This window comes from Sphingobium limneticum, from assembly GCF_008710165.1.
GTDB lineage: Bacteria > Pseudomonadota > Alphaproteobacteria > Sphingomonadales > Sphingomonadaceae > Sphingobium > Sphingobium limneticum.
This window is the reverse complement of the sequence record NZ_VYQA01000005.1, coordinates 98,821-118,142: the sequence shown is the minus strand read 5'-3', so window position 1 is coordinate 118,142 and position 19,322 is coordinate 98,821. Positions and strand designations below refer to the sequence as shown.

Annotated in this window: 16 protein-coding genes; 4 read left to right on the top strand and 12 right to left on the bottom strand. The window is 66.3% G+C overall.

Annotated elements, in window-relative coordinates:
• Positions 1-28: 28 nt before the first annotated feature.
• The gene (locus tag F4U95_RS08545) at positions 29-334 is read right to left on the bottom strand and encodes a hypothetical protein (RefSeq protein WP_211364652.1); all 306 of its coding nucleotides are present in this window, start codon (positions 332-334) and stop codon (positions 29-31) included.
• A gap of 160 nt (positions 335-494) precedes the next feature.
• On the opposite strand from F4U95_RS08545, the gene F4U95_RS08540 reads away from it, so the two are divergent.
• Genes F4U95_RS08540 through F4U95_RS08530 form a run of 3 tightly spaced genes read left to right on the top strand, consistent with a single transcriptional unit; the run spans position 495 to position 5,885 of the window.
• A complete protein-coding gene (locus F4U95_RS08540) occupies positions 495-1,271 on the top strand; it encodes an ImuA family protein (RefSeq protein ID WP_211363960.1) in 777 nt (258 codons plus the stop codon).
• Entirely contained in the window at positions 1,237-2,709 is a 1,473-nt protein-coding gene (locus tag F4U95_RS08535; RefSeq protein WP_246171539.1) for a Y-family DNA polymerase, read from the top strand. Before F4U95_RS08540 ends, F4U95_RS08535 begins: the two co-directional genes overlap by 35 nt.
• Entirely contained in the window at positions 2,706-5,885 is a 3,180-nt protein-coding gene (locus tag F4U95_RS08530; RefSeq protein ID WP_150425353.1) for an error-prone DNA polymerase, read from the top strand. The genes F4U95_RS08535 and F4U95_RS08530 overlap by 4 nt, the downstream gene beginning before the upstream one ends.
• A 215-nt stretch (positions 5,886-6,100) precedes the next feature.
• On the opposite strand, the gene vapC is transcribed toward F4U95_RS08530, so the two are convergent.
• From vapC to F4U95_RS08515, 3 genes are all read right to left on the bottom strand, one after another.
• Positions 6,101-6,499, bottom strand: a complete 399-nt coding sequence (gene vapC, locus F4U95_RS08525) for a type II toxin-antitoxin system tRNA(fMet)-specific endonuclease VapC (protein WP_281347232.1) — start codon at positions 6,497-6,499, stop codon at positions 6,101-6,103.
• 11 nt (positions 6,500-6,510) lie between these two features.
• Complete coding sequence (vapB, locus tag F4U95_RS08520) at positions 6,511-6,741, bottom strand: type II toxin-antitoxin system VapB family antitoxin (protein ID WP_150425351.1); 231 nt, start codon at positions 6,739-6,741, stop codon at positions 6,511-6,513.
• Between the two features lie 378 nt (positions 6,742-7,119).
• On the bottom strand, positions 7,120-7,791 hold the full coding sequence (locus F4U95_RS08515) for a spermidine synthase (RefSeq protein WP_120252073.1): 672 nt from the start codon (positions 7,789-7,791) through the stop codon (positions 7,120-7,122).
• Between the two features lie 128 nt (positions 7,792-7,919).
• Here F4U95_RS08515 and F4U95_RS08510 point away from each other — a divergent pair, with 128 nt between their 5' ends.
• A complete protein-coding gene (locus tag F4U95_RS08510) occupies positions 7,920-8,372 on the top strand; it encodes a hypothetical protein (RefSeq protein WP_056689729.1) in 453 nt (150 codons plus the stop codon).
• Here F4U95_RS08510 and F4U95_RS08505 read toward each other — a convergent pair.
• From F4U95_RS08505 to F4U95_RS08470, 8 genes are all read right to left on the bottom strand, one after another.
• Positions 8,357-10,162: a carboxypeptidase regulatory-like domain-containing protein gene (locus F4U95_RS08505; RefSeq protein WP_150425350.1), complete on the bottom strand. Its 1,806-nt coding sequence runs from the start codon at positions 10,160-10,162 to the stop codon at positions 8,357-8,359. The genes F4U95_RS08510 and F4U95_RS08505 overlap by 16 nt on opposite strands.
• A complete protein-coding gene (locus F4U95_RS08500) occupies positions 10,159-12,273 on the bottom strand; it encodes a DUF4175 family protein (RefSeq protein WP_150425349.1) in 2,115 nt (704 codons plus the stop codon). Before F4U95_RS08500 ends, F4U95_RS08505 begins: the two co-directional genes overlap by 4 nt.
• Complete coding sequence (locus F4U95_RS08495; RefSeq protein WP_246171538.1) at positions 12,270-13,412, bottom strand: BatA domain-containing protein; 1,143 nt, start codon at positions 13,410-13,412, stop codon at positions 12,270-12,272. Before F4U95_RS08495 ends, F4U95_RS08500 begins: the two co-directional genes overlap by 4 nt.
• 2 nt (positions 13,413-13,414) lie before the next feature.
• Positions 13,415-14,308: a DUF58 domain-containing protein gene (locus F4U95_RS08490; protein WP_150425347.1), complete on the bottom strand. Its 894-nt coding sequence runs from the start codon at positions 14,306-14,308 to the stop codon at positions 13,415-13,417.
• Positions 14,309-14,318: 10 nt separating this feature from the next.
• The gene (locus F4U95_RS08485; protein ID WP_120252072.1) at positions 14,319-15,308 is read right to left on the bottom strand and encodes an AAA family ATPase; all 990 of its coding nucleotides are present in this window, start codon (positions 15,306-15,308) and stop codon (positions 14,319-14,321) included.
• Between the two features lie 80 nt (positions 15,309-15,388).
• Positions 15,389-16,084 (bottom strand): DUF4159 domain-containing protein, encoded by a 696-nt coding sequence (locus tag F4U95_RS08480; RefSeq protein ID WP_150425346.1) that lies wholly within the window; start codon positions 16,082-16,084, stop codon positions 15,389-15,391.
• Between the two features lie 136 nt (positions 16,085-16,220).
• Complete coding sequence (locus F4U95_RS08475) at positions 16,221-17,555, bottom strand: TldD/PmbA family protein (RefSeq protein WP_150425345.1); 1,335 nt, start codon at positions 17,553-17,555, stop codon at positions 16,221-16,223.
• A 21-nt stretch (positions 17,556-17,576) separates the two neighbouring features.
• Entirely contained in the window at positions 17,577-19,211 is a 1,635-nt protein-coding gene (locus F4U95_RS08470; protein WP_150425344.1) for a TldD/PmbA family protein, read from the bottom strand.
• Between the last annotated feature and the right edge of the window lie 111 nt (positions 19,212-19,322).

Below are 19,322 nucleotides of genomic sequence, written 5' to 3'. Positions count from 1 at the left end.
AACTGCGGTCACGGCCGGTGGGACAGGATCAGGCGATGGGCGGCCGCAAATCGGGGCCGGAAATCCAGCGACCCAGCGCGGACCGGTCCTGCGGTCGCACAGGGCTGTTCAGGAAAGCGAAGATATTGGGGGAAAGGCTGCGGGCCGGCAGGAAAGCGGCGGCGCCATGGCAGCTGCCATGATGGTGGGTCACGGCCTGATCGCTGTCGCCCGGTGCGCGATCCTCGTCCGTATCGCTATGCACATAGCCGGAACATTCGATGTCGAACGCCCCGGCCTGTTCGCGCGCATGGATCGCCGTCGCCATGGTCAGCGACGCGAGCAATATGCACATGAACAAGAAGGCCCCGCGAAACATCGACACCGTCCTAGCCGATTTCCCCACCCCTGTCATCGCATACCCACGACACCCCACCGTCACCATGTGCCGATTTCGGTGCTGGACGCGGGACAATCTATGGAACATAAAGTGAACATAGTGAGCGATTCGAGATATGGCAGTCAGGGTTCCCATATATGGCACAGGTCCGTCAGGACGACAGGCGCCAGCGACGCAAGCGTCCTTCCGGGCGCTTGAACAGGGGCATCTGCATGAAGTGCACTGCACCGCGCCGGACCGGGCGGCGGCGCTGGCCTTCGCCCTTTCGCATGGTGCGTCCCAAGCCGTGTCTCAGGGCATGGGCGCGCAGGCAGGGGCGATCTTCGCTTTGCGCGCGACGCGGCGGCAGCGTTTGCCCACGCTCTTTTCCGGCGACGGGCTGGCTCTGCTGGGGATCGATCCCGGCCGCCTGACCCTCGTGGAAACGGGCAGCGAAGTGGAGATGCTGCGCGCGGGGCTGGAGGCGGCGCGCTGTCCGGGCGTTTCTATGGTGTTGATGGAAAGCGAGGGACGTTTTGCCGACTATGACCTGACCGCCAGCCGCCGGCTGGTGCTGGCGGCCGAAGCCTCCGGCGTCACCATTTTGCTGCTGCGCGGCGATGCGGAACAGCGGTCGAGCGGCGCGCAGACCCGCTGGTCGATCCGCAGTGCGCCCTCGGTCCCGCTGGAGGCCGATGCCCCCGGCCTGCCGGCGGTCGAGGCCGAATTGCTCCGCTGCCGAAGCGGGCCTGCGGGCGGGCGCTGGTTGCTGTCATGGGATGCGGAACATGGATGTTTCAGGGATAGGGACGCAGGCGAGAGGGACGGGCGACCGTATGTGCCTGGCGCTGTGGTTCCCTTTTCTCGCCTGCGAACGGATGCAGGCAGCGACAACCAGCGACAGGTCGCCTGACGCGGAACCGGCACCCTTCGCTCTTGTCGCGCGGGTCGGCAATGCGCTGCGGCTGGCCTCGGTGGACAGGATCGCGTGTCGGCAGGGCTTGGCGGCCGGCATGACGCTGGCCGATGCGCGGGCGCGCTGCCCCACGCTGGTCACGCACCCGGCCGATCCCCCCGCCGACGCGCGCGAATTGGATCGCTTGCTGGAGGCGATGCGCCATTTCACCCCGATGGTGGCGCTCGATGCGCCCGATGGCCTGATCCTGGATATCAGCGGCTGCACCCATTTGTTCGGCGGCGCGCAGGCGCTCGCGCGGCAGGCGCGGGCCATGGCCGGCTATGCCAGCCGCCCCGGCTTCGGCACCAACGCCATGGCCGCCCGCGCGCTGGCGCGTCATGGCCGGGCGGACGGCGATATCCACGCCCTGCCGGTCATGGCGCTCGACCTGGACGATGGCGCTCTGGCCGCGCTGCGCCGGGCGGGGCTGCGCAGCATCGGCGATCTCGCCCGCCGGCCCATGGGCATGATCGCCGCGCGCTTCGGCGAGCAGGCCGTCACCCGCCTGCGCCAGATATTGGGCGAAGCGCCCAGCCCGATCGCGCCGCGCCGCCCATCCGCCCCCATCCGCGCCGAAGCCCGCTTCCCCGAACCCATCGCCCGGACCGAGGATGTGATGGACGTGATAGAGGATCTGCTGGGGCAGGCAGCGCGGCAGATGGAGGCGCGCAAACTGGGCGGGCGGCGCTTCGTCATCCGCCTGCTCCGCAGCGACGGCGCGCGGCAGGGGTTGGCGATCGAAACGGGCCAACCGGTGCGCGATCCCGCCGCCGTGCTGCGCCTGCTGCGCGAACGGATCGATACCATGGCCGATCCGCTCGACCCCGGTTTCGGCTTCGACGCGGTGCTGCTCGCAGTCCCGCGCGTCGAGCCGTTGGTCGAGCGCCAGCAGGCGATGGAGGGCGAAGAGGCCAGGGCAGGCGAGGAGAGCATCGTCGCCCTGATCGACCGGCTCGGCATCCGCCTTGGCCCGGACAAGGTCCGCCGTCTTCAGCCCCGCGACCGCCATATCCCCGAAGGTGCGCAGGCCTTCATACCCGCGACGCAGGCAAAGGCGCATCCATGGCCGGCAAGCCCGGATCATGCACCCCGGCCGCTGCTGCTGTTCGACCCGCCCCAGCCGGTGGCGGTGATCGCCGGCGTGCCCGACGGCCCGCCCCAGCGCTTTCGCTGGCGCGACCAGTTGCATGAAGTGCGGCTGGCCGAAGGACCGGAGCGGATCGCGGCCGAATGGTGGCGCCGGCGCGACGGGCATCAGCCGGGTGGGGCAGGGCGCACCCGCGACTATTATCGGATCGAGGACAAGGATGGTCGCCGCTACTGGATGTTCCGCCACGGCCTGTTCGGCGAAGAAACCGACATAGGCTGGTATCTGCACGGCCTGTTCGCATGACCGGCTTTGCGGAAATCGTCGCCGCCACCAATTTCAGCTTCCTGCGCGGCGCCTCCCATCCCCGCGACATGGTGGTGCAGGCCGCGCATCTGGGCATGACCGCCATCGGCATCGCCGATCGCAATACGGTCGCCGGCGTCGTCCGCGCGCATCAGGCGATGAAGGATCTGGGCGCGCTGGCCGGCGGCATGCGCCTGATCGTCGGCGCGCGGCTGGTGTTCGCCGATGGCACGCCCGATATCGTCGCCTATCCGCGCACGCGGTTCGGCTGGGGCCGGCTGACCCGCCTGCTGACGCTGGGCAACCGGCGCGCGATCAAGGGCGATTGCACCCTCAATCTCCCCGACCTGATCGACCACGCACAGGACATGGCGCTGATGGCGATGGATGGCGACGCCGCGCTGCTGGCGCAGTTGCGCGCGGTGACGCCCCATCTCTGGCTCGCTGCGACCATGGGCCGGTCCGGCCGCGACGCCCGGATGCTGGCCCGGCGGCAGGCGCTCGCCGCGGAAACCGGCGTCCCGCTGATCGCCACCAATGACGCGCTCTATGCAGAGGCCGACGACCGCCCGATGCAGGATATCCTCACCTGCATCCGCGAAGGGCTGACCATCCAGACCGCCGGCAAGCGCCTTGCCCCCAATGCCGAACGGCATCTGAAACACCCCGGTGAAATGGTGCGCCTCTTCACCGCCTGTCCGCAGGCGATCGCCGCGACGCAGGATCTGCTCGCCTGCATCGCCTTCACGCTCGACCAGCTCGTCTACGAATATCCGCACGAGCCGGTGCCCGAAGGCTGGGCGCCGCAGGACTGGCTGGAACATCTGGTGATGGAAGAGGCGCAGGCGCGCTTCCCCGACGGCTTGCCGCCCCGCTATCGGGAAACGCTGGATGAGGAATTCACCCTGATCCGCAGCCGAAAATACGCCTATTATTTCCTGACCGTCCACGACATCGTCGCTTATGCCCGCAGCCTGAACCCACCGATCCTGTGTCAGGGGCGCGGGTCCGCCGCCAATTCGCTGGTCTGCTATCTGCTGGGCGTCACCCCGATCGATCCCGTCAAAGAGAAACTGCTCTTCTCCCGCTTCCTCTCCGAAAACCGGCATGAGCCACCCGATATCGACGTCGATTTCGAACATGAACGGCGCGAGGAGGTGATGCAATATATCTACCGCCGCTACGGCCGCGAGCGGGCGGGCATCGCCGCGACCGTCATCCGCTATCGCTCCCGCAGCGCGCTGCGCGAAGTCGGCAAGGCGCTGGGCCTGACCGAGGATGTGACGGCGCGCCTGTCCGGCACCATCTGGGGCAGCCATAGCGGGGAGGATGTGCCCGAAAGCCGCGTCAGCGAAGCCGGCTTCGATCCCGCCAATCCCGAACTGGCGCGATTGCGCGACATGGCGAGCCGACTGCTCGAATATCCCCGCCACCTCTCGCAGCATGTCGGCGGCTTCGTATTGAGCCAGAGCCGGCTCGACGAACTGGTGCCGATCCACAATGCCGCCATGCCCGACCGCACCTTCATCGAATGGGACAAGGATGATCTCGACACGCTCGAACTGATGAAGGTCGATGTGCTGGCGCTCGGCATGCTGACCGCGATCCGCAAGAGCTTCGACCTGATGCGCCTGCACGGCCTTGGCGACCTGACGCTGGACCGCGTGCCCGTGGAGGATGAAGCCACTTACAAGATGCTGCAAAAAGGCGACAGCATCGGCACCTTCCAGGTCGAAAGCCGCGCCCAGATCGCCATGCTGCCCCGGATGAAGCCCAAAGTGCTTTACGACCTCGTCATCCAGGTCGCGATCGTGCGACCCGGCCCGATTCAGGGCGGCATGGTTCATCCCTATCTGCGGCGGCGCGCGGGGGAGGAGGCCGAAGACTATCCCGGCCCACCCGACAATCCGTTCGAACTGAAAGAGGTTCTGGAGAAGACAAAAGGCGTACCCCTGTTTCAGGAACAGGCGATGAACCTTGCGATCAAGGCAGCCAAATTCACGCCAGCGGAGGCGGATGGCCTGCGCCGCTCCATGGCGACCTTCCGCAATCGCGGCGACATCGGCAACTGGCAGGAAAAATTCATCACCGGCATGACGGTGCGCGGCTATCCGCTCGATTTCGCCGAACGCTGTTTCGAACAGATCAAGGGCTTCGGCGAATATGGCTTCCCCGAAAGCCATGCGCAGGCGTTCGGCTGGCTCGCTTATGTCTCCTCTTGGTTGAAATGCCATTATCCCGCCGTCTTCACCTGCGCCCTGCTCAACAGCCAGCCCATGGGCTTCTACGCCCCCGCGCAACTGGTCCGCGACGCGCAGCAACATGGCGTGGAGGTCCGGCCGATCGACGTGCAGGCCAGCGAATGGAACAGCAGTCTGGAGGGCGAGCGGATATTGCGCCTCGGCCTCGACCGGATGGATGGTTTCCGCGAGGAATGGGCGAACGCCCTGATCGCCGCGCGGGCGCAGGCGCCGATCCGCGACATGGAGGATCTGGCCCGCCGCGTCGGCCTGCCGTCCCGCGCGCTGCATCTGCTGGCCGATGGCGACGCGCTCCGCTCGATCGGCCAGAGCCGACGCGAAGCCGGCTGGGAAGCGCGCCGCGTCCCCTCCGCCCAACTCCCGCTGTTCGCGGCGCAGGACTTGCCGGAACTCGGCCGCGAAGCCGACGCGGCGCTCCCCGCCATGCCCCTGTCGGAGGAAGTGGCGGTCGATTACGCCACCCATCGCCTGTCGCTGAAGGGCCATCCGATGCAATTTCTGCGCCGCCATTTCGCGTCCCAGGGCGCGATCGACTGCGCCGGCGTCAATGCGGCAAAGGACGGTGCGAAGGTCCGGGTGGCGGGCGTGGTGTTGATCCGCCAGCGGCCGGGCAAGGGCAATGCGGTCTTCATCACGATCGAGGATGAAAGCGGCATCGTCAACGCCCTGCTCTGGACCCGCGACATGGAAAAGCAACGCCGCGCCGTGATGGCCGCCCGCCTGATGCTGATCGACGGCGAAGTCCAGCGCAGCAAGGAAAATGTCGTCCACCTGATGGTCGACCGGGTGACGGATGCGAGCGAGACGCTGGCCCGGCTGAACGAAGGGCAGGACAGTGGGAAGCCGGAACGGCCGTCCCCACGCAGGCACCCGCGCGACGTGCGGATATTGCCGAAGTCACGGGATTTTCATTGAGGGTAGTGTGGTGGGGGAGCGCCACGTCAGCGGCGCTCTACACTGAGATATTGAAGCTCGATTCGCTCGCACCCATCCCAACCCCTCCCTTGAAAGGGAGGGGCTAATTATGTCCATTTCTAGTCGCTTGCTGCCTTAGGGGGTAGGGAGAACCTCGCGATAATATGCCACACTCGCGCCGCCCTCCGCCTCAACTCCCTGTCAAAATCTCCTACTCACCCAGCTTCATTGACCCAATCCTCAACGCGCAGGCCGGGCACGCGGTCGAATTCGCGCAGATTATTGGTGACGAGGATCATGCCGCATGAGCGGGCATGGCCAGCGATCATCTGGTCATAAGGGCCGATCGGCGTACCTGCGCGTGCCAGTTCTGCACGCAACTGCCCTGTATGGGCGGCAGCCTCCCGGCCGTAATCAAGCACCTCCAGCCGCGCGGCGAAGCCTTCCACATCCATGAGATTGCGCTGTGGATTGGCGGATTTTTCAGCGCCGTAAATCAGCTCCATCAAGGTGACGGAACTGATGCACATCTGGTCATGATGCCGTTTGAATGCCGCGCGCACCTCTTGCGGCCTGTTCTTGACCGTGAAGATGCAGATATTGGTGTCGAGCATGAATTTGAGCATCAGAAGGCTTCGCGCTCCTGATGATTGGGCTGCTCGCGATCTGTCATGAAATCGGCGGTCACCCCTGCGCCGTCGAACCAGCTATCCCAGGCTTCGCCAGCAGGGGTGATGATACGGGTGCGGCCCAGAGCAATCACATCGACCCGCTTTACATCGTCGGGAAGGGCGACCGCCTTGGGCAATCTTACCGCCTGGCTGCGGTTGCTCTGAAATATAGAGGCTTGTGGCACGACATGTCTCCCGGATCATACCAATTTAGGAACCGCATGGGATATGTCAATGGGATATGCCGGACATCCGGTCGCGTCCCTCCAACATCCTTCCAAAGTAGGATTTCCTCTGATCTATCCTTGCGGATGCACCCCATCCGCCAGCCCTTGCCCCCCAAACCCCATCGGTTGCGATCCGGGCGCAAGGCTGTCGCGGTCCCGTCGCGCCCCTGTGACCCAAGTGGCGCGTTCCCGTCGCGGGCCTGTGACCCAGATGGCGCGCACCCGTCGCCTTCCTGTCGCATTCCGGGTGCGCGCCTGTCGCAACTCGCCGATTTTGCCCTGCAACAGTGTGAACTTCGCCCTGTCGCGTCGAAATGCGCCGCGTCGTCTCTCGCCCTATCGCTTCAACGCGAACCAGATCACATGGCGCGGCCCCTTGCCATTGTCGCGGGCCTTGACCGCCACCTCGTCCACCAGAAAGCCCGCATTGCGCAGGCGATTGGCGAAGACATCGTCCGAACCGGCCGACCATACCGCCAATATGCCGCCCGGCTTCAACGCCGCCTTGGCCGTTTGCAGTCCCGCCCGCGAATAGAGCCGGTCGTTCGCCGCCGCCGTCAGCCCGTCCGGCCCATTGTCCACGTCCAGCAGGATCGCGTCGTACGTGCCATGCCCCGCCGCGATCACCGGCACGACATCGTCGATCACCAGGTCGACGCGCGGATCGTCCAGGCATCCGGCCATCAGGTCGACCATCGGTCCGCGCGCCCATTCGATGATCTTGGGCACCAGTTCGGCCACGGTCACTTTCGCCGCCCCATCCAGCACGCCCAGCGCCGCCCGCAGGGTAAAGCCCATGCCATAGCCGCCGATCAGAATATGCGGCGCCTTGCGCCCGCGCAGCCGCTCGATCGTCATCAGCGCCAGTTGCTTTTCCGATCCGCTCATCCGGCTGCTCATCAATTCGTTGCGGTCCAGCACGATCATATGATCGGCGCCGCGCCGATAGAGTTTCAGCTCCTGCCCGCCCGGCACCTGTGCCGAATCCAGATATTCCCGCGGGATCATGTCACATCCTTCCATTCATCGCACAGCCTGTCGCGCGGCACGCGCATGGCAGCTTGGCTTCCGTCACGCAAATGCTACAGGCACCCGGGCATCGCATCATCCTATCACGGCAGGCAGTTTCTTCCTTCATGCGCTATTTTCTCGACACCGAATTTAACGGCTTTGGCGGCACGCTCATCAGCGTCGCGCTGGTCCCCGAACATGAAGGGGATGAGGAATTCTACGTGTCGCTGCCGCTGCCCGACGATATCGAGCCTTGGGTCGAAAAGCATGTCGTCCCCTATCTGCGCCATGTGCCGCCCGCCATCGACCTGCAACTGGGCCGGGTCGAAGCGGCCGACCATGTCGCCGCCTATCTGGAGGGGGATAGCGATCCGGTCATCATCGCCGACTGGCCGGAGGATCTGGCCCATTTCTGCGCGCTGCTGGTCACCGGACCGGGGCGGATGGCGGGGGTCGATTTCGGCCTGCGCCTCGAACTCATCAACGCGGCGGGTTTCAGCGCAGCAGCCAACAGCCGCGTACCACACAACGCCCTGCACGACGCACGGGCGCTGCGCGACTTCTACATGGCGGATTGATCGGGGAGCGGCGCTCGCCGTCCCAGTCGCGACCGTTCCAGCCACCAGAGCAGCGCGCTCGCCGCCAGCCAGGCCAGCCAGGTCGCCCATATTGGCCAGGCAGCAGCGGGCATGGTCGCTGCCGCAACGGACGGCACATCGCTGCGCAGCATCGCCATCGCCTGCCTGTCGCGCGCCGCGCGCATCACCGGCAATGCGTCACGCGGCTGCACGTAGAAGGGGCGCGTTTCGCCCTGCGTGCGCAGCCTATGCCAACCCGGCGTGGCCGCCCAGAAGGCACCGCAGCCGGCGACCGGCAGAACACGCGCCTGTGTGCCATCCGGCGTTTCGACGCGCGCATCCCCGGTCAGGCCGCACGGCGCCATTCGATCGCCGACCCAGACCGTATCGGTCGTCATGCGGCTGGCCGGGGCAGGGCGGGCGACCGTACCCAGCATATCGCTCCACCAATCGCCATACAGATCGCCACGCCCCGTCAGCGTCAGCCCATAGCTGTCGATCGCGGTGAACAGCGCGACACGCCCCGCGCCGATGGCGCGCCATGCCGCCAGGCTGGTGCCGCCCGCATCCTGCAACAGGGGCACCGCATCGCTGCCACCGGGCACCAGGCCGACGCGGCTTATATCGGGCGCCAGTTCTTCCGGGAGCGCCATGTCCACGGGCGCGTCGACGCTGCCGATGCCATGGCGCGTGCGGGCGATCGCCTGCTCGGGCACTTTGGGCAAAGCCAGCGGCGCGATGCCGCCCGGACCGCTCAGGCCAAAGCCCAGCGCCTGCCATTGCGATCGGGTCGCGCCGTCGATCGCCCCGCCCGCGCGCAGCACCAGCCCCATGCCGTCCCGCACCGCCGCCAGCATCGCGCCGCGCGCGCCGGGCCAGCTGCGTTCGTCCACCACCGCCACATCGAAACGGCGCAGGCTGCCCGCATCCAGCGCGACCGGCGCATCGCCCAGCGCGATCCCGCCGCCCGCGCTCATCTGCGTGGTCACATCATATCCGGCATCGCTCGCCCAGCGGCGCAGATATTTGACCTCCGGCCCCGGCGCGCCGGCCAGGATCAGCAGGCGGGGGCGGGCATTTTCGACAATCCAGACCGGCACGTCCGCCTGTTCGACGATCCGCCGACCCGATCGCACCCGCACGGTGAAGCCGACCGCCCCGGCCGCGCGCGCCGTGCCGGCCAGCTGGAAATGGCCGTCCTTGTCCGCTGCGCCGCTGTCGGTGACGCGCCCGGCCGGGTCGAGCAATTCTATCGTCGCGTCTGGTAATCCATTGAGCGTCCCGCCCATGATGAAGCGCGCGCCCGGTGCGACCTCTGCCGGCGGCGCGATGTCCACGATCCCCGGCCGCATTGGCGGCGGATCGAACCGCACCGCCAGCCCTTTCGCGACATCCATGTCGCGCGGTTCCAGCCCATGGCCCAGCACATGGATCTGCGTCACGCCGGGATGGCGGCGCAGCGCGGTGGCCAAGTCCGGCACCGCTTCGCCGCCGCCGATGGCCGGGGCTTCGGGCAGCAGGATCAATGGCGCCCCCGCCTGCGCCCCGATCATGCGAGACGTGCCCGCCGTCGCGATCCGCAGGCTGGCCGCCTCGCCACCAGCCACGGGCGGGAATAAAGCGAGATATAGCAAGCCGGCGCAAAGCGGCTGGAGCAACGCCAGCGCCCCGGTCCGGCCGATCGAAGCCTGCCCGCTCGTCATCGCGGATCGATGCCATAGTCCCAACCGCACCCAGCCCAACAATGTGGCAAGGCTCAGGATCAGCGCGACGGCGATCTCCATGCTCATGGCGTCCCCCCGATCGCGTCCAGATAGCGGGCGCCGGTGGCGTCGGCCGGGCGCCGTCGCGCCGGGCGTGCGGTCCGCTCCATCGCCGTCCACAACAGCGCGCGCAGCTTGGTGCGGCAGGATTGGCAAGCAGGATCGCTGCGCACCGTATCGATCGCCCCGCTCAGCGCCAGCGCATCGGGCAGCCGCGAGGCATTGGCCCGTGCCCAGCCTTCCAGCGCCCCGAGCGCGATCGGTCCCCGGATCGCGTCCGGTCCGTCGCCCAAGGCCCGCCATGCGGCGGCGGCCGGGCCATCGGCGCCCACAATGGGGGCGATCGGCAAGGCGCGGCTCTCGAGCCCCTCGCGCTTGCCGGTCATGCGGCGGCTGGCGTCGATCGGCGGCAATTCCGGCCCGACCCGCGACAGGAAAATACGGGTCGCCTGCTGCACCTCCTTGATGAAGCGCAGCGCCTTATAGGCATAGGGGAGCGCGGCATCGGGATGGCCGGTCTTGAGTTCCCGTTCGGACTGCCACATTTCATCGACCGCCTGCTTTAATATCGCGCGGGTTTCGGGGTCCAGACTGGATGCGGGGCTTTCGTCATGCGGATGGCCGAATTCCGCCAGCACATCTTCCTTTTCACCAAAGACATTCGACTTGGCGACCGGCGGGCCATGGTCGTGACCGTCGCCGTCCTGATGTCCGTCCGCATCGGCGGTGGGCAATTCGGGTTGGCCTTCACTCTCGCCGCCCAGAAACTGGCTGTACCGGCCGCGCAATATCTGCTGGTCGCCGCCGATCGCGGCGGAGCGGGACAGATACCGGTCGGGTGCCAAGCCACGCTTTTCCTTCAACAGCTTTTCGATATCGATGATGATCTGGCGCTGGCTGCGGAAATAGGCGGGCAGGGTGGTGTTGACCATGCCGGTCAGGCCACTGCTTTCGGGTGCCTTGGGGGAGGGCCAGCGCAGGATCAGGCTGGGGCCGCGCACCTCCTGCGGATTGGGCGATCGATTGTCGCGCACGATCAACTGCACCACCATGTCCCCGCCGGCCGCAAAGCCGAAGGTCGAGAAATCGAGCCGGGGCGCAAAGCGACGATCGCGCGCCGGGCCGGTGCCGGTGACGGCGATTTCCCGCTCGCTGAACGTCACATTCTCACCCTCGCCAATGGCCAGCGTCACGCGCAACCGGGCGGTTGCGGCCACGCCATAATCGTCGGTGGCGGCGAAGAACGTGCTCCAACTGCGCTGTCCGGCGCCGACCATGGTCAGGCTGGCGGCAGGGGAGAGCGCCTTCACCTGTGGCGGGTTGTCGGTGATCGCATCGATCCGGTGCAGCGGCGGCGTGACGCCGTTCGCAGCGCCCGGATCGACACGGTACAGGAAAGAGGCGTCGAGCATCCGGCTGGCGATCCATGTGTCGCCTTCGCGGTGCAACGGGATCGGGGTGCCGCCGGGCAAAATAAGAGCCGGCGCGCTGGCCTGCGGATCGAAGCGCAGCGTCCATTCCAGCCGCGACCCCGATGGCGCGCGCGTGTCGAGCGTGGCGGAATCGCGCACCGGCAGGCCGGTATAGGCCGGCGGAATGACGCGCAGATTTTGGGCGATCAGGCGCGGGATGCCGGGGCGAACCGGCAGCCCCTCCTGTGCGGGCGCCAATGTCGGCGGGCGTTCGCCCGCGCGGGGCCAGAGCAGGGCAGCCGCGATCAGGCCGGCGGCGATCAGGCTGAGGATCAGAATGGCCCGCCGCGACCAGAGCGGGGCCAGATCCTGCGGGTCGCCCTGATCCAGCCGGGCGGCGATGCGGTTGCGCTGAAGCGCTTGCAGCGGGGAGGTCGGCGGCGCGTCTGCGAAGAGGAGGGCGCTACTGTCCTCCAGTTCGGGGCGCGTATCGTCCAGGCGGCGGATCAGCCAGGGCCGGTCGAAACGGGCCGCGCGCCGCCGTGCGACACTATATGCGACAACGAGTAAGATAGCTGCAATGACCAGCGCGGCGGCGGGGCCGGCCAATCGCCAGCCGATGGCCGTCAGGGCAAGCAGCACCGGCGCGGCCAGCGCAAGCGTGTCGGCAGTGCCCCGGCGGCGGGCGGGCGTGACCCATTGGGTGAACAAGGCGTCGCCGCTCATGGCGCGATGCTCCGGCTGCGGCGGGTGGCGATCCAGCGTTCGACCAGAAGCAGCAAGGCGATCAGCAATGCCAGCCAGAAACGCAGCGATTGCGGCGGCTGATCATAGGCGCGGCCACCGGTCAGCGGCGCATAGTCGGCAGCGGCGACGCGACCGGGCGTTGCCGCAGGCGTCAGCAGACTACGCAATTGCGCTGGAAAGTCCCCTTCCAGCAATTCGGGCATTTGCGACGGCATCAACGGGCGCGTGAAACGGATCAGGCGACCATCGCCCAATGCCCGTGCTTCCGCCAGCGGCAGCCCCTGCGCATCGCGCCAGACCGGCACCATCGCTCGATCGGTCGGGATTATGGCATCGCTGGCGACGATCATCGTCCCGCCGCTCCGAACCCATTTGACAGCGCTGTCCAACAGCGTGCCGCCCGCCAGCCAGACTAGCAGATGGTCTTTGTCGGGCAAGGGCTTGTCCGTCGGAAAGCTGTCCAACTCGCTGTCTCTTTTCGCCGAAGCCAGTGCAGCGGCACGGATGTAGCGCAGGGCCGCGCGATGATCGGCATCGTAGCGGATCGACAACGGCGGTATTGCCAGAGGCTTGGCGGCGGATGCCATCGTGCCCCCGGTGACGCGCCACGTCACCTTGCGCGACAGGCGCAGGCGGTCCGCATCGGCGCCTTCGGCAATGGCCGGCACCACTATCGTCAGCGGCGTGTCGGCCGGCAGTTCTGCATCGATCTGGCGGATCAGGCTGGCGAGCGGGATGGGACCGGCAGGCTGGGGGGCAGGCTGCGGCCGGTCGATTGCAGGAAAGCCCGGCGCCAGCCAGTGCAGCCGGCTATCCTTGTATGTGGCCAGGTCGAAAGTGGCGCCTGGCACGATCGCGACATAAGGGCTGCGATCGGCCGCGCCGAACAGCACGGGCTGGGCCAGCCACAATGCCGCGAGCGCCAGCAGCGTCAGCCGGATCAGCAGCAAGGGCCATTCGTCGAACCGCAGCCGTGATCGCGGCCGGGGCTTTTGCCGCAACCAGCGTAGCGCGGCAAAGTCGGTCGGCACCTGCTCGCTGCGCCGGGCGATATGCAGGATCAGGGGGACGATCAGCGCCGTCAGCGCGGCCAGGGCCGCCGGGAAAAGCAGGGCCATGCTCATCCATATTCCGCCGCTTCATGGGCCGCGAACAGGCGGCGCAGCGGCAGGTCGACCGGCTCGTCCAGGACATGCGCCGCGTGGCGGATGCCGATCGCCTCCAGCCGTCCGTGCAGCGCCGCGCGCGCCTCAGCAAAGCGCGCCAGAAATTCGGCGCTCAGGGCGGCGCCGTCCGCCAGCAGTTCCTCGCCCGTTTCGGGATCGCGGAAACGATAGCCGCCATCGAAGGGGAAATCCCGTTCCGCGACCGTCAGCATCTCGACCACCAGCGTTTCGCGCCCGGCGGCCGCCAGTTTCTCCGCCAATGCCACCGCGCCTTCGTCGAAACAGTCGGACAGCAGGATCACCAGATCATGTGCGCCGATCCGTTCCCACACCGGCCCCAACTGGCTTTCAGGCGCGAAACCCCGTGCCGGGCGGACGTTCAGCAATTCGAGCAACAGCCGGTCGCGCTGGCGCAGGCCGGTGGCGGGGGGCAACAACGTCAGGCCACCGTCGCCCAGCGCCATGGCACCGAAGCGATCGCCCTGTTGCATCGCCAGTTCGGCGATGGCGGCGGCGATGCTCTTGGCCGCGTCGAGCCGGCTATAGTCGGGGCGTGTCGCGTCTGCTTGCCCCATGGAGGCGCTGGCGTCCATCAATATCCAGACCGCGACCGGACTTTCGCGCTCGGCCTCCCGCACGAAGAATTTGTCCGACCGGGCATAGAGTTTCCAGTCGATCTGGCGCAGTTCGTCGCCCGGCTCGTAGGCGCGATACTGAGCGAATTCCAGCCCGGCGCCCCGGCTGTGGCTGCGATGCAGGCCCAACCCATGCGACCCCACCGCCCGGCGCGTGACGAGGCGCAGGCCGCGAAGGCGGCTGCGCACGTCTGGAGGAAGAAGATCGACCATGGCGGAAGGATCAGGCGAGCGGGACGGCGCGGATCAGGGCGGCGACCACATCGTCGGCGCTGCGGCCTTCGGCTTCGGCGGCGAAGGACAGCAGGAGGCGATGGCGCATGACCGGCGCGGCCAGTGCCGCGATATCGTCGCGCGTCGCGGCCAGACGACCGTGGAGCAAGGCCCGCGCCTTGGCCGTGAGGATCAACGCCTGCCCCGCGCGCGGGCCGGCACCCCATTTCACATATTTGCGGATATCATCCGGCGCGCCATCGCCGGGGCGGCTGGCGCGGACGATCCGCGTCACCCAGCCGAGCAGGTCGTCGCTCAGATGCACGTCGCGCACCAGCTTTTGGAGCGCCAGCACTTCTTCGCCCGCCATCACGGCGGGTACCGTGCCAGGCGCTGCACCGGTGGTCTGGGCCAGGATCGCGCGCTCTTCCGCCTCGGTCGGATAATCGACCCGGATATGGAGGAGGAAGCGGTCGAGCTGGGCCTCGGGCAGGGGATAGGTGCCGGCCTGCTCCAGCGGGTTCTGCGTCGCCAGCACGAAGAAGGGTTTGGGCAGGACATGGGTCACGCCGGCATAGCTGACCGTCTTTTCCTGCATCGCTTCCAGCAGCGCGGCTTGCGTCTTGGGCGGGGTGCGGTTGAGTTCGTCGGCCAGCAGCAGATTGGTGAAGACCGGTCCCTGCTGGAAACGGAAGCTGCGATGGCCGGTGCCATGATCCTCCTCCAGCAATTCGGTGCCGAGAATGTCGCTGGGCATCAGGTCGGGCGTGAACTGGACGCGGCGGAAATCGAGCTTCAACGCTTCGCCGAGCGAGCGGACGAGGAGCGTCTTGCCAAGGCCGGGCACGCCCTCCAGCAGGCAATGGCCGCCCGCCAGCAGGCCGATCAGCAATTGCTCCACGACGTCGCCTTGCCCGACGATCGCCTGCCCGATCGCAGCGCGCAATTGGGTCAGCGCGCCAAGGCGGCTCTGGATGTCGGCTTCGGTGAGGTCGGTCATGTCATGTCCCTTGCTGGGGAAAATATGCTCCGTCATTCCCGCTGAGGCGGGGATGACGAAAGTGGGGCGGGGCGAAGGCATCACACCGACAGCGCGTACATCACGATATTGACCGCGAATTTCGTATTATCCTCGGCCAGGAAACGTTTGTTGCGCCAGTCATAATCCCATTCGCAGCCATAATCCTTGTTGCTGTATAGAAGGCCCAGCCGCCCGTTGACCTCTATCCCTTTCAGATAGTCGTGGACCAGATCGTCGCCCCAGCCATTCAATTCCAGCCCGGTATTGGGCGGGCCATCGAACTTGAAGAAGCTGCGGTAGAGGCCGTGGCTTTTGGGTAGAGCCTTCAAAGCCTTCGGCCCGAAAATCTTCGCCATCTGCGCCTCGAAGGAGCGGGCGAACAGGCCGTCTATGTCATGGTTGCAATCGTCCACCATGACGAAGCCGCCATTGCGGACATAGCGTTCGAAATTGCGCCGCTCGGCCGGCGAAAACTCCACCAGCTTGTGCCCCGCCATGTAGCAGAAGGGGGCCGTCAGCATCTTCGGGTCCGAAAGAGCGATGACATGCTCCTTCGGATCGACGCGCAGGGTCGTGTAATCGATCAGCGAGGTGATGATGTTCGACGGCGCGCGCTGGTCCACGTCCCAATCGCCACTGTCGTAGCGCAGGCGCGTGAACCAGAAATCAAACCCTCCGGCAGCGGCAAGGGGGCGGGCCAGCAACGTGCTGACCAGACCACCTGCCATCAATCGAAGAAATTCGCTGCGTGTCATGAAAACCGATCGGGCCCGGCCATGCTCCATCCTGCGGCATGGATCGTTCCCCGGCGAAGGCCGGGGGCCAGATTGGGCCGTGGAACTGAACCCCGGCCTTTGCCGGGGCACAGATTGGTCATGACAGGCTCTGTCGTCACACCGCGTCCGAGAGCGAGGTGAAGGTGAAGTCGCGCAGTTTCATCGGCGGCACGACGATGTTCATCGACACTTCGTCCGGCGGCACGCGGACCGGCTTGCCCAGCTCTTCGACATTGTTGAGCATGATCACCGGGCTTTCGTTGAACCGGAAATTCTTGATCGGATATTTGATCTGCCCGTTCTCGATATAGAAGGTGCCATCGCGGGTCAGGCCGGTCAGCAGCACGGTCTGCGGGTCGACCATGCGGATATACCAGGTGCGGGTGACGAGTACGCCGCGCTCGGTCGAGCGGACGAGGTCGGCGGTCGACTTGGTGCCGCCCGTCATCAGGATATTGCCCATCTGGCCGGCAGCGGGCTTGCCCTGCTTCTGCGCCCAGTAGCGGCTATAGTTGAGGTTGGTGATCTTGCCGTCCTTGACCATGTCCATGCGCTGGCGGGCCAGGCCATCATCGTCCCATGGTTCGCAGGCCGCGACCGGATCCCAGGGATCGGTGTAGAAATTGACCTGCGGACCGAACACCTGCTCGCCCAGCTTGTTGCCGCCGCCCTTCTTCGACAGGAAGCTGCGGCCTTCGTCCGCTTCGCGCGCGCCGAAAAAGTAGAACATGAAGCCGATCAGGCCCGCAGCCGCCATCGGTTCCAGAATCACCGTATATTTGCCCGGCTCCAGCGCCTTGGCTTCCGAAGAGGCCGACGCCTTGCGCATGGCGATCTGGATGTCGGCGTCCGCCTTGAAGCGGGTGGCGTCCTGCGTGTCGGTACCGACCCAGCCGGAACCCCGGCCATCTTCGGTCCGGACGGTGCAGGTATAATCGAGCACGGTCGAGCGCTGGTAACCGAAATTGCCCTTGCTGTTAGCGATCGCCTTGAAACTCTGGCCGTCCTCCAGATAGCCGGCCGCGATCAGCTTCTGCGACTTGCAGGCGTTGATCGAGGTGGCGGCGACCTGCGCACGATAAGCGGGCGTGATGTCGGCGGTGGACTGGGCGAAGGTCGGGCTGGCCTTATAGGCCTGCTTGTCGACGGCCGGCATGAATTCCGGATTGTCCGGCGCCAGCTGCGCCAGCGTTTCGGCCCGGCGCACGACGCGTTCCAGCGCCGCGTCGTCGAACTGGTTGATGGTCGCGGTGCCGACCTTCTTGCCATAGGCGACCTGCACGGCCAGCTCGATATCATCGGTCTGCCCGGCGGTGGACACATTGTTGCGGGCGAACCGGATATTACCCTGAATCTTGCCGGTCAGCGTTGCGCTACATTCGTCGGCCTTGGACAGGGCGACGACCTTGGTCAGGATGGCCTTGGACTGCGCTTCGGTAAGGATGCTCATTATCTTTTCTCCCTTTAAGCGTCAGCCGAGCGAACGCGCGGTGTTGATGACGTTGATACCGTTGAAGCGCGCGGTCGATGACCCGTGCGACACGGCGGAGACTTGTGCCGGCTGGCCCTTGCCATCGAAGAAGGAGCCGCCCAGGCGATAGTCGCTGGCGTCGCACACGCCCACGCAGGCGTTCCAGAATTCCGGGGTGCGGATCTGATAGGCGACATCCTCGATCTGCTGGGTGATCTTGCCGTTCTTGATCTCGTAGAAGAGCTGGCCGCCGAACTGGGCGTTGTAGCGCTGCTGGTCGATCGAGAAGCTGCCGTCGCCCACGATGTAGATGCCGTCCTCGACACCTGCGATCATGTCCGCGACGCTCTTCTTGGCCTTGCCCGGCTCCAGCGACACATTGGCCATGCGCTGGAACTGAACGTTGGACCAGCTGTCGGCATAGGCGCAGCCGTCCGATGCCGCCTTGCCCTCGATATGGGCCTGATCGCGGATCGCCTGATAGCCGACCAGCTTGCCGTCGCGGATCAGATCCCACTTCTTGGTCTTGATGCCTTCATCGTCATAGGCGACCGCGCCCAGGCTGCCGACCTGCGTCTTGTCGGCGACGATGTTCACATTGGGGCTGCCATATTGGAAATGGCTTTCCAGCTTGTCCATGGTGGCGAAGCTGGTGCCGGCATAATTGGCTTCATAGCCCAGCACACGGTCCAGTTCGAGCGGATGGCCGACCGATTCATGGATGGTGAGCCAGGTGTGCGACGGGTCGAGAACCAGGTCATACTTGCCCGGCTTGACCGAAGGCGCCTTCAGCTTCGCGCGCGCCTGCTTGGCGGCGGCGATCGCATCTTCCTTCATGTCATAGCTGTTGCCGTAGACGACCACGCCATTGGGCAGCACGGTCTTGCCCGACGCGGCGCCGTCCAGATATTCGTAGCCCAGACCCATCGGGGCCGACAGGCCTTCGCGCGTCCGGAACTTGCCGGTGGTCTTGTCGACTGCCGTGATGGTGGTCGGCGCCCAGATGCGGTGGACGTCCTGGTCGATATAGCTGCCGTCGGTGCTGGCGAAATATTTCTGCTCGTTGACCAGGAAAAGGATGGAATTGATGAAGTCCGCGCCCGCGTCCATGGCGGCGGCGTTGACGTCCGTCAGCAGTGCGACCTTGTCCTTGATGGGTACGGCCATTGCGTTCTTGACGATCGGCGTCTTCCAACTGACTTCGCCCACGCCCTTGGTCGGGGCCAGCTCGACAGGGGCGGTCTGCGCCGGGGCGTTGGCCTTGGCGATGGCGACGGCCTGCTGCGCGGCCTTGGCCACGGCGTCGGCGGTCATTTCATTGGTGGCGGCAAAGCCCCAGGCGCCATTGGCGATGACGCGGATGCCGACGCCCGACGATTCTGTGTTGACGATATTTTCGACATTGCGCTCGCGCGTGATGACGAACTGGCGCAGGTAGCGGCCGACGCGCACGTCGGCATAGCTGGCGCCCGCGCTCTTGGCCGCGTTCATCGCGGTATCTGCCAGGCTCTTCTTCGCCGCCACGTCGATGGCGCTGTTCAATTCTTCTGCGGCAATCACTTTGCCGAACATCGAAGGAAGGACGAGTCCCCCCACGCCCATGGCCCCGAAGGCCAGAAAGTCGCGTCTGTGCAAGGTATGTCTCCCGCCTGATATGCCCGCCTGTTTGCGGGTCGGATTGTCGCTGGATTGCGGCAGGTCGCCGCACCGGCTTGATGGGGCGGATCATTGCGGCGCGGACAGGCT

What these genes read in the sequence shown, in the direction of transcription:
- F4U95_RS08545 (WP_211364652.1), bottom strand. Translation starts at nt 334, where the DNA reads ATGTGCATATTGCTCGCGTCGCTGACCATGGCGACGGCGATCCATGCG.
- F4U95_RS08540 (WP_211363960.1), top strand. Translation starts at nt 495, where the DNA reads ATGGCAGTCAGGGTTCCCATATATGGCACAGGTCCGTCAGGACGACAG.
- F4U95_RS08535 (WP_246171539.1), top strand. Translation starts at nt 1,237, where the DNA reads ATGCAGGCAGCGACAACCAGCGACAGGTCGCCTGACGCGGAACCGGCA.
- F4U95_RS08530 (WP_150425353.1), top strand. Translation starts at nt 2,706, where the DNA reads ATGACCGGCTTTGCGGAAATCGTCGCCGCCACCAATTTCAGCTTCCTG.
- vapC (WP_281347232.1), bottom strand. Translation starts at nt 6,499, where the DNA reads ATGCTCGACACCAATATCTGCATCTTCACGGTCAAGAACAGGCCGCAA.
- F4U95_RS08515 (WP_120252073.1), bottom strand. Translation starts at nt 7,791, where the DNA reads ATGATCCCGCGGGAATATCTGGATTCGGCACAGGTGCCGGGCGGGCAG.
- F4U95_RS08510 (WP_056689729.1), top strand. Translation starts at nt 7,920, where the DNA reads ATGCGCTATTTTCTCGACACCGAATTTAACGGCTTTGGCGGCACGCTC.
- F4U95_RS08505 (WP_150425350.1), bottom strand. Translation starts at nt 10,162, where the DNA reads ATGAGCATGGAGATCGCCGTCGCGCTGATCCTGAGCCTTGCCACATTG.
- F4U95_RS08500 (WP_150425349.1), bottom strand. Translation starts at nt 12,273, where the DNA reads ATGAGCGGCGACGCCTTGTTCACCCAATGGGTCACGCCCGCCCGCCGC.
- F4U95_RS08495 (WP_246171538.1), bottom strand. Translation starts at nt 13,412, where the DNA reads ATGGCCCTGCTTTTCCCGGCGGCCCTGGCCGCGCTGACGGCGCTGATC.
- F4U95_RS08490 (WP_150425347.1), bottom strand. Translation starts at nt 14,308, where the DNA reads ATGGTCGATCTTCTTCCTCCAGACGTGCGCAGCCGCCTTCGCGGCCTG.
- F4U95_RS08485 (WP_120252072.1), bottom strand. Translation starts at nt 15,308, where the DNA reads ATGACCGACCTCACCGAAGCCGACATCCAGAGCCGCCTTGGCGCGCTG.
- F4U95_RS08480 (WP_150425346.1), bottom strand. Translation starts at nt 16,084, where the DNA reads ATGACACGCAGCGAATTTCTTCGATTGATGGCAGGTGGTCTGGTCAGC.
- F4U95_RS08475 (WP_150425345.1), bottom strand. Translation starts at nt 17,555, where the DNA reads ATGAGCATCCTTACCGAAGCGCAGTCCAAGGCCATCCTGACCAAGGTC.